This is a genomic window from Streptomyces sp. NPDC001135 (genome assembly GCF_053598395.1).
Genome location: NZ_JBSFKD010000026.1, coordinates 132,499 through 142,138, shown reverse-complemented (window position 1 = coordinate 142,138; position 9,640 = coordinate 132,499). Strand labels below are relative to the sequence as shown.

The window sequence follows — 9,640 nt, the reverse complement described above, 5'->3', positions numbered from 1 at the left end:
CGGCGCTCGGGCGGCGGGAACCGTCCCGCTCCGCGCAACGGTTCCGGTCGGCCCGGGCCGCGTACGGCCGGGGGCGGACGGCGGCCGGCCAATCCCCGGCTGCTGCGCCAGCGGCTGTTCGTGTTCGTGGTGGTGACCCTGCTCGTCGCGCTCGGGATCGCGGTGGCACAGGGCTGTCAGGGTCCGGCACGCGGGCTCGGCGGCGACGACGGCCGGGAGCAGCGGCACGCACAGCCGGACTACCGGCCGGCGGACGCCGACCGGCCGATGTCCGACCAGCATGAGCCGACTCTGAGCCGCGACTTCGGCAACTGACGAGGCCTTCGGGAGGCAGCTCCCGCTTCGGCGACAGCCGGGGCCTCGGGGGCTGGTCCATCGGGGGATGACGGCGCCCCGGGGTCTGCTGGGACTTCCAGGGGTGCCGGTGCCCCGCGTCGCCGCCGGGGCTCCGGAACGCCCCCGACCCCCCGTACGAGGGGGAGCCGGGGCAGGAGGTCAGGGGCGGGGGCGGCCGGTGGCCACCGCGTAGAAGGCGACCGCCGCGGCCGCGCCCACGTTGAGTGAGTCGACGCCGTGGGACATCGGGATGCGGACCCACTCGTCGGCGGCGACCAGGGCCTGCCTCGACAGTCCGTCTCCCTCGGCGCCGAGCATCAGGGCCACCCGGTCCATCGCGTGCGGGGCGGCCTCGTCGAGGGAGCGCGCCTTGTCGTCCGGGGTGAGCGCGAGCAGGGTGAAGCCGGCCTCCCGGACCGACTCCAGGCCCTTGGGCCAGGTGTCCAGACGGGCGTACGGCACCGAGAACACCGCGCCCATCGACACCTTGACGCTGCGCCGGTACAGCGGGTCGGCGCAGTCGGGCGACAGCAGGACCGCGTCCATGCCGAGGGCGGCGGCCGAGCGGAAGATCGCGCCGATGTTGGTGTGGTCGTTGACCGACTCCATGACCACGACCCGGCGGGCCGAGCGGAGCAGTTCGGCGGCCGTCGGCAGCGGTTTGCGCTGCATGGAGGCGAGCGCGCCGCGGTGCACGTGATAGCCGGTGACCTGCTCGGCCAGTTCGGGACTCACGGCGTAGACCGGGGCGGGGAGCTCGTCGATGACGTCGCGCATCACGTCGATCCACTTGGCCGAGAGCAGCATGGACCGCATCTCGTAGCCCGCTTCCTTGGCTCTGCGGATGACCTTCTCGCCCTCGGCGATGAACAGGCCCTCGGCCGGCTCGCGTTTGCGGCGCAGCTCGACATCGGTCAGGCCTGTGTAGTCGCGCAGGCGCGGGTCCTCGGGATCCTCGACGGTGATGAGATCGGCCACAGAGTGATACTGCCTTGTCCTGGGTGCGGTGCCAACGGCTCGGAACGGGTTCTGTTACCCCGGGTTACACATGATCAAGGGCGGGTGGTCACGCGCCGGGCCGCGGGCCGACCCGCACGACCTCGCCGATGACGATGACCGCCGGCGGCTTCACGTCCTCGGCGCGTACCGTCTCGGCGACCGTGGCGAGCGTGGCGTCGACGCGCCGCTGCGCGGCCGTCGTCCCCTCCTGGACCAGCGCGACGGGGGTCTGCGGGGACCTGCCGTACGCGACGAGCGTCTCGGCGATCTTCCCGATCTTGTCGACGCCCATGAGGATCACCAGGGTGCCGGTCAGCTTGGCCAGGGACGGCCAGTCGACCAGGGAGCGCTCGTCGTCGGGGGCCACGTGCCCGCTGACGACGGTGAACTCGTGGGCGACCCCGCGGTGGGTGACCGGAATGCCGGCCGCGCCCGGGACCGAGATCGAGCTGGAGATGCCGGGCACCACCGTGCAGGGGATGCCGGCCTCGGCGAGCGCCTGCAGTTCCTCCATGCCGCGGCCGAAGACGTACGGGTCGCCGCCCTTGAGCCGGACGACCGACTTGCCCTGCTTGGCGTGCTCGACGAGCGCGTTGTTGATGGCCTCCTGGGCCATGAAACGGCCGTACGGGATCTTCGCCGCGTCGATCACCTCGACGTGCGGCGGGAGTTCGGCGAGCAGGTCGCGCGGGCCGAGCCGGTCGGCGATCACGACGTCCGCCTCGGCGAGCAGCCGACGGCCGCGGACCGTGATCAGGTCGGGGTCGCCGGGGCCGCCGCCGACCAGGGCGACACCGGGGGTGCGGCCGCGGTGGTGGGGCGCCACCAGGGTGCCGTCGCGCAGGCCCTCGACGACCGCGTCGCGGATGGCGGCGGTGTGGCGGGGGTCGCGACCGCGCGCGTCCGTGGTGAGGACGGCGACGGTGACACCCTCGCTGTGGCCGGTCGCGGGGGTCCAGGCGGTCGCCTGGTCGGCGTCGTCGGAGCGGACGCACCAGACGCGGTGACGCTCGGCTTCGGCGGAGGCCTGCGCGTTGGCCTCGGGGTCGCTGGTGGCGATGAGGGCGTACCAGGCCTCGGCGAGGTCGCCGTCCTGGTACGGGCGCTTGATCCAGGTGATCTCGCCCGTGTCCGCCATGGCCTCGACGGAGGGGGTCGCCTCCGGGGACACGAGCACGATGTCCGCACCCGCCGCGATCAGGGCCGGGAGGCGGCGCTGGGCGACCTGGCCGCCACCGAGGACGACCACACGGCGGCCGGAGAGGCGGAGGCCTACGGGATAGGCGGGGTGTTCGGCCATCGTGGTACGGCTCCTCTTGGGCGGCGGTGCGGTAGCCCTGACGTGCGGATTTTATGCGGAGCGGGGTTGTGGCGGGACAGGTGTCCGGTGGCTGGGCAGAGTGGCCGGGTGCGGATGCTCCGCATAAAAGCGGGGCCGCAACCGCGGCGCGCCGGCAGGGGCCCGGCACTGTCGTACCGGACCCCGCGCGCAGGACGCTACTTCTCCGTGACCCCAGCCGAGTCGAACGTGGCCACCTCGTGCATCGCCCGCGCCGTGCTCTGCACCAGCGGCAGCGCCAGGAGCGCGCCCGTGCCCTCGCCCAGACGGAGGTCGAGGTCGACCAGGGGGCGCAGGCCCAGCTTGTTGAGGGCGGCCACGTGGCCCGGCTCGGCGCTGCGGTGGCCCGCGATGCAGGCCGCCAGCACCTCGGGGGCGATCGCGCGGGCGACCAGGGCCGCGGCGCCGGCGCTCACACCGTCCAGGATCACCGGCGTACGCAGCGACGCACCGCCGAGGAGCAGGCCGACCATGGCCGCGTGCTCGAAGCCGCCGATCGCGGCGAGGACGCCGATGGGGTCGGCCGGGTCCGGCTGGTGGAGGTCCAGGGCGCGGCGGACGACCTCGGTCTTGCGGGCCAGGGTCTCGTCGTTGATGCCCGTGCCGCGGCCGGTGACCTCCGCCGGGTCGGCGCCCGTGAAGACGGAGATCAGCGCGGCGGACGCCGTGGTGTTGGCGATGCCCATCTCGCCGGTGAGCAGCGCCTTGTTGCCGGCCGCCACCAGGTCCCGGGCGGTCTCGATGCCGACCTCGATGGCCTGCTTGGCCTCCTCGCGGCTCATCGCGGGGCCGGTCGTCATGTCGGACGTGCCGCCGCGGATCTTGCGGGGCAGCAGGCCCGGGGTGGCCGGGAGGTCGGCGGCGACACCGACGTCCACGACGCACACCTCGGCGCCGACCTGGCCCGCGAAGGCGTTGCAGACCGCTCCGCCGCCGAGGAAGTTGGCCACCATCTGGGCGGTGACCTCCTGCGGCCAGGGGGTGACGCCCTGGGCGTGCACGCCGTGGTCACCGGCGAAGATGGCGACGGCCGCGGGCTCCGGGATCGGCGGCGGGCACTGCCGGGACAGCCCGGACAGCTGCGCGGAGATGATCTCCAGCATGCCGAGCGCGCCGGCCGGCTTGGTCATGCGCTTCTGGCGCTCCCATGCCTCACCGAGCGCCTTGGCGTCGAGCGGGCGGATCTGTGCGACGGTCTCGGCAAGCAGGTCGTGGGGTTCCTCTCCGGGCAGGGCGCGGCGGCCGTACGTCTCCTCGTGCACCACCCAGGACAGGGGGCGTCGCTTGGACCAGCCGGCCTGCATCAGCTCCGGCTCGTCCGGGAACTCGTCGACGTACCCGACACACAGGTAGGCGACGACCTCCAGGTGCTCGGGCAGGCCGAGCGCGCGGACCATCTCCCGCTCGTCGAAGAAGCTGACCCAGCCGACGCCGAGGCCTTCGGCGCGGGCGGCGAGCCAGAGGTTCTCCACCGCGAGCGCCGAGGAGTAGGGCGCCATCTGCGGCTGGGTGTGACGGCCGAGGGTGTGCCGGCCGCCGCGGGTGGGGTCGGCGGTGACGACGATGTTGACCGGGGTGTCGAGGATGGCCTCGATCTTCAGTTCCTTGAACTGCTTGGCCCGGCCCTTGGGCAGCGACTTGGCGTAGGCCTCGCGCTGGCGCATCGCCAGTTCGTGCATGCTCTGCCGGGTCTCGGCGGAGCGGATGACGACGAAGTCCCAGGGCTGCGAGTGGCCCACGGAGGGCGCCGTGTGGGCGGCCTCCAGGACGCGCAGCAGCACCTCGTGCGGGATGGGGTCGCTGCGGAAGCCGTTGCGGATGTCGCGGCGTTCGCGCATGACCTTCAGGACGGCCTCGCGCTCGGCGTCGGCGTAGCCGGGCGCGGCGGGGCCGGTGGACTGTCGTGCTTCGGCCATGGCGGCCGTCTCTTCTTCCTGGTCGTCGGGCGTGGTCTGCAGGTCTTCCGCGCGTTGCAGGACGTCGGGGGCCCGCTCCGCGTCCGACGCCGCCGGTACGGGGGCCGGCTCGCCCTCGCGCGGCGCCGGCACCATGGCCACCGGCTCCTGTGGGCCCTCGGTGGGCAGGACCAGGGGCTGCGGCGGGGTGGGCGCCAGGTGCGGGGTGGTGGGCACCTGGCCCGCGACCGGCACGAACTGCCCGAGCGGCTGCTCCGGGCGCGGCTCCTGCGGAGCGCCGGACGACAGCGGCCCGGCCTGGTCGATCCGGTCGGCGGGGGCGTCCTGCCCGGGCGTCTCCGGGTGCGCGGCGGAACCGGCGGCGGGGTCGGCCGGCGTCGGCTCGGCCTCGGCGGCGGCCGGGGCGGGGCGGGATTCGGCGGACTGGGTCTGCGGGCCGGCGGGGGCGCCGGGGCTGGTGGCGGGGGCGGCCTGGTGGACGGCCTCCGGGGCGGTCGTCTCGGGCTGGGCCGGCGGCGTCACGGCGTCCTCGGCGAGGGGCGCGACGGCAGCCGCGGCCTGCGGGGCGCCGGGCAGGGCCACGGCCGCGGTCGCTGCGGGATCGGCCAGCTGGGGACCCTGAGCCGGGTAAGGCTGCGGCTCGGGTACGGCGGTGCCGTCACCGGCGGCCGGGACCGGTACGGCGTCCTGGGCCGGGGCGGCAGCGGGGGCCTGGGGTTCCGTCTCCTGCGGCGCGGGGGCCGGGGTCCCGGTCTCGGGCACGGCCATCGGCTCGGGGGCCGGTACGACTCCGGCGGCGGGCGCGGGCTGGGCGGCGGGCGGTGCCTGCACCACGCCCGGCTGCGGCTCCACGGCGACGGGAGTGTTCGGGTCGGTCTGCGCGGGGGCCGCGGCCTCGCCCTGGGGCGCTACGGCCTCCGGGGCGACCTGCGCCGTGTCCGACGCCTCCGGCGCGGGAGCGGTGGTCACGCCCTCGACGGCACCGTCGGCCGCCGTGACCGCCTGCGCGGCGTCGGCGGCGACCGTCGCAACCCGCGCCTGCGGCACACTCACGTCCTCGCCGGACCGAGCGGCTTCGGAGGGCTGAGCGGCCCCGGACGGCTGTGGGCCCCCCTCCTGCTGATCGGCCCCGGACGACGGCTGTACGCCCTCCGACTGCTGAGCGACCTCGCCCGGCTGAGCGACCTCACCGGGCTGACCGGATACGGACCCCTGCACGACCTCACCCGGCTGCGGCCCCTCGGACGGCTCACCGGATACGGACGGCTGAGCGACCTCACCCGGCTGTGCACCGGCGGACGGCTGACCGGCCATGGACGGCTGGGCGGCCCCGTCCGGCTGAGCGGCTCCGGACGACTGAGCGGCTTCGGACGGCTGGGCGGTCGCGCCCGCCTGAGTCCCCTCCGACGGCTGGGCGGCCCCTGACACCTCGGTGGCGGAGTCGGCCGATACGTCTTCCGGTGCCTGTGCCGGCACCGCACGGGCCTCCGGCTCCTGGCCGGAGACGGCGGCCTGCTCGCCCGGATGCGTCGGCGCCTCGTGCCCGGGGGCGGCGTGAGCAGTGGCCGCGTCCGCCTCCTCGACGACGGCCGGCGTGGGCCCGGACACGGCCGGCCCGGCCTCCGTCACCGGCACCTGGGCCGCGGACACGCCGTCACCGCCGTCGGCCGGAACACCGCTGCCCGCGGCGGCCGTGCCGTCGACGGGCTGTGCGGCCGGTGCGTCCTGACCCATCTGGCCCCCTTCGGCGGGGACCTGGTCGGCGCCCTCCGGCACCGGCACCTGCTCCGCGGCGACCGGCTCGGCATTCTCCGGAGACGCTCCGGCAGGCACCCCCGCGGCCGCGGGAGCCGTGTACACGCCGTCGTGGCCGTGCACGGGCTGGACGCCGTCGTGGCCGTGCACCACCTGCGCGGTGCCGGGTGCCTGCACGGCCGCCTGGTTCGTGAGGCGGGCGACGGCGGCCTGGGCGGCGTCGGACGGTTCGGCCTGGGCGGCGGTGTCCGCGGGGACGGCGGCCGGGTCAACCGTTTCGGCAGCCGACGCCGGTGTGCCGACCTGGGCCACGGCGGGGGCGGCGGGCGCCGCGCCCCACGGGGCCGCGCTCTGCGGGGCCATGTCGTGCAGCGGCTGTGCGTCGAGGTACTCGGGACCGGCCTGATGCGGACCCGGCTGCCGCACCGGCGCGCCGGCCGGCCCGCGGTCGGCGAGGGAGCGGACCGGGCTCGCGGAGGCGTCGGGGATCGGCGGGCCGAGGTGCAGCGGACGGCGCGGCGGCTGCGCCGCGGCCTGCGGGTCCTGCGGAGCCGAGAGGATGGGCGACGGCGGTACGGAAACCGGGCCCGCGTTCGGCAGGCGGACGCCGTTGAGGTCGACGGAGCCGCTGTCCCGGCCGGCCGTCTCGTGCGGGCCCGGCTCGTGGACGGCCTCGAGGACCGGTTCCGGAGCGGGTGGCGGCACCTCGTTGCCCCACGCGCCCTGGGCACCCGGCAGCAGCAGGTCTTCGTCCTCGGCGGGTGCCTCGGAGAGGTAGGCGTACGCACCGTGCGCGGCAACGCCCGGCTGCTCCACCATGCCTGCGCTCTCCGGCTGCCCCTCGGCCGGGACCTGGCCGGTGTCGGTCATGCGTACCCCTCGCCCATCGGTTAGTGCTCCTACGACCAGCTCACCCGGAACGGCGCACCGACCGCCCGTAGTGAAGAACGAGCGTCCGTGCCCAGCGGCACGAACGACCCGCCGGAAAAGGCGACAAAGCCATTCAGTGGCATTGTCCCGGCCGTTCCGCCGTCGCGACAGCATGATCCGCGACAGCCCGCTGTGGACTGCGCCACGTTGCGCGTCCTCCGGTTCCGCAGTACCACACCCACCCCAAAACGGGCGTGCTTTCCGGACATTGGCGAACGAAGTTCCGGGCCGCCGGTGCGGTACAACGATCGGCCAGCCTACCGCGCGCGGTACGACAACAGGATCACGGGGCGCGATCCGGCAGGATGCCGCTGAGCAGGAATGCGACACTCCGCTCGGTCTCGGTCCAGGCGCGGGTGTCGAGCTCGACGGACTGCAGCAGCGCGCACTCGACGCGGTATCCGTGCTCGGTCAGGTCGCGGCCGACGAGTTCGGCCGCGTCGCGGGTCGCCGCGTGGGTGACGATGCGCTGCGGGCGCCGGTCCGCGACCGCGGAGACGATGGCCGCTCCCCCGCCGCCCACCCGCACGACGTCCGGCTCGGGAAGGTTCTCCAGGACGTGCGGGGCGGTGCCCTGGACCACTTGGAGCTGTACGCCGAACCGCCGCGCGGCCGCCTCGGTCCGGGCGCAGGCCCGCGGGTCCCGGTCGACGGCGATGACGGCGGCCCCGGCCCGCGCGGCCTCGGCGGCGAACGCACCGGAGCCGCAGCCGATGTCCCACACGAGGTCGCCGACGCGGGGGCCGAGGCGGGCGAGTTGGGCGGCGCGCAGCAGCTCCGTCTCGCCCTCGCCGAGGCGGCTGCCGGGTCCGTCGCCGTAGGTCTCGTCGGGCTGCACCCAGCCGCGCGGTCCGGTGCCCGGGTCGCGTCCGGCGATCCAGCCGCCGCCCTCCCCCGCGCCGACCGGACCGCCGATGACGATGACGACGTTGGGGTCGCGCCAGGTGTGGTCGGCGGCGTTCTCCGAGGTGACGACGGTGACCTGCTCGCGTTCGGTGCCCAGTTCCTCGCAGATGACGAAGGTCCGGTGCACACCGTCCAGCAGGAGCCCGAGTTCGGCGGGTCCCGCGCCCGGTGAGGTGAGGACGGCGACCTTGGTGTGGGCGCGGCACACGTTCACGGCCCGGCGCAGGGTGCGCGGGTGGGCGACGACCACCTGGGCGTCGTCCCAGGGCATGCCGGCGCGGGCGAAGGCGGCGGCCACGGAGGAGACGGCGGGGACGACCTCGACCTCCAGGCCGAACTCCGGTGCGCGCAGGGTGCGTACGACGCCGAAGAAGCCGGGGTCGCCGTCGGCGAACACGACCGCGGTGCCGCGGTGGGCGGCGATCCGGCGGGCGGCGAGCGCGACGCTGCCCAGGCGGACGCGTTCGGCGGTGGGCGGGACCTCGGGCAGCGCCAGATGGTGGGCGGCGCCCGCCACGAGCGTGGCGGCGCCGAGGGCGGCGCGTGCCGCGTCGGTCAGCGGCGAGCCGTCCCAGCCGATCACCGTGACCCGGTCGGCCATCGTCGTCTCTCTCCAGGTCTTCGCAGGTCGTCAGGGGGATGGGGCCCGTGGGGGACTCCGTGAGGGTACCTGGTGACGCGCGGAGGGCTCAGTTCCAGTCCGAGTACGACGTGAAACCACCCGTGTCGGCGAGCTGCTCGCCGGCCCCGGCCAGGTCTTCCGGCAGCAGGCTCCAGACGATGACATCGGTGCGGACGTCCGCCCATGTGCCGTCGCCGGACCTGCTGCGCGCTATCCAGGCGTTCCGCAGGACCCCCTCGCTGATGCAGCCGATCTTCTGGGCTACCTGCTGGGAGGCGGTGTTGTCGGCGGTGGTGCGCAGCTCCAGGCGTTCGAACCCCTGGTCGCGGAACAGCCACTGCGCGGTGGCGAGGGCGGCCTCGGAGGCATAGCCCTCACCGCGGGCCCACGGGGCGATGACGTAGGCGATCTCCGTCGAGCGCACCCGCCAGTCGGTGTCGCGCAGATGGACGGTGCCGACCAGGCGCTGGGTGAGGAACTCGTCGACGGCGAACACGATGCCGCGGCCATGGGCGCGCTCGGCCGGGGCGACGGTGGTGATCCAGTGCCGGGCGTCGGCCTCGGTGTAGGGCTGGGGTACGGAGGTCCAGGCGGTGACCAGTTCGTCGTTCATCATGTCGGCGAAGGCCTCGATGTCGGACTCCTCGAAGGGGCGCAGGACCAACCGCTCCGTGCTGATGGAGACGTTGGGAAAGGTGCCAGTCATGCGCCGCTCCGTAACTTCGGAAATACCGTCAGGGCCTGCTGAACTGCCCAGCATGCAGCATGAAACCACTGAACCGCACAACGGGGTCCACACCCGGTGAGGGAGTGGACCCCGTGCGTGGCGAAACGCCG

The 9,640-nt window shown here is 74.8% G+C and carries 5 protein-coding genes and 1 pseudogene; 1 reads left to right on the top strand and 5 read right to left on the bottom strand.

The annotated features are described in order from the left end of the window. Nucleotides 1–315, top strand: a pseudogene (locus ACWC94_RS28470) (serine/threonine protein kinase); the annotation flags it as partial. A gap of 180 nt (nucleotides 316–495) precedes the next feature. Here ACWC94_RS28470 and ACWC94_RS28465 read toward each other — a convergent pair. The 5 genes from ACWC94_RS28465 to ACWC94_RS28445 all read right to left on the bottom strand — a co-directional run bounded on the left by ACWC94_RS28465 (nucleotide 496) and on the right by ACWC94_RS28445 (nucleotide 9,509). Next, nucleotides 496–1,314, bottom strand: a complete 819-nt coding sequence (locus tag ACWC94_RS28465) for a TrmH family RNA methyltransferase (RefSeq protein ID WP_450799995.1) — start codon at nucleotides 1,312–1,314, stop codon at nucleotides 496–498. An 88-nt stretch (nucleotides 1,315–1,402) separates the two neighbouring features. Next, entirely contained in the window at nucleotides 1,403–2,635 is a 1,233-nt protein-coding gene (gene cobA, locus ACWC94_RS28460; RefSeq protein WP_450799993.1) for a uroporphyrinogen-III C-methyltransferase, read from the bottom strand. 197 nt (nucleotides 2,636–2,832) lie between these two features. After that, nucleotides 2,833–7,215, bottom strand: a complete 4,383-nt coding sequence (gene cobT, locus ACWC94_RS28455; protein WP_450799991.1) for a nicotinate-nucleotide--dimethylbenzimidazole phosphoribosyltransferase — start codon at nucleotides 7,213–7,215, stop codon at nucleotides 2,833–2,835. Nucleotides 7,216–7,558: 343 nt separating this feature from the next. Continuing rightward, complete coding sequence (cbiE, locus tag ACWC94_RS28450) at nucleotides 7,559–8,782, bottom strand: precorrin-6y C5,15-methyltransferase (decarboxylating) subunit CbiE (protein ID WP_450799989.1); 1,224 nt, start codon at nucleotides 8,780–8,782, stop codon at nucleotides 7,559–7,561. 88 nt (nucleotides 8,783–8,870) lie between these two features. Next, the gene (locus tag ACWC94_RS28445) at nucleotides 8,871–9,509 is read right to left on the bottom strand and encodes a GNAT family N-acetyltransferase (protein WP_450799987.1); all 639 of its coding nucleotides are present in this window, start codon (nucleotides 9,507–9,509) and stop codon (nucleotides 8,871–8,873) included. Nucleotides 9,510–9,640: the final 131 nt, after the last annotated feature.

Excerpts from the sequence above, each read along its gene's own strand:
- cbiE (WP_450799989.1), bottom strand. The coding sequence starts at position 8,782 with ATGGCCGACCGGGTCACGGTGATCGGCTGGGACGGCTCGCCGCTGACC.
- ACWC94_RS28445 (WP_450799987.1), bottom strand. The coding sequence starts at position 9,509 with ATGACTGGCACCTTTCCCAACGTCTCCATCAGCACGGAGCGGTTGGTC.
- cobT (WP_450799991.1), bottom strand. The coding sequence starts at position 7,215 with ATGACCGACACCGGCCAGGTCCCGGCCGAGGGGCAGCCGGAGAGCGCA.
- cobA (WP_450799993.1), bottom strand. The coding sequence starts at position 2,635 with ATGGCCGAACACCCCGCCTATCCCGTAGGCCTCCGCCTCTCCGGCCGC.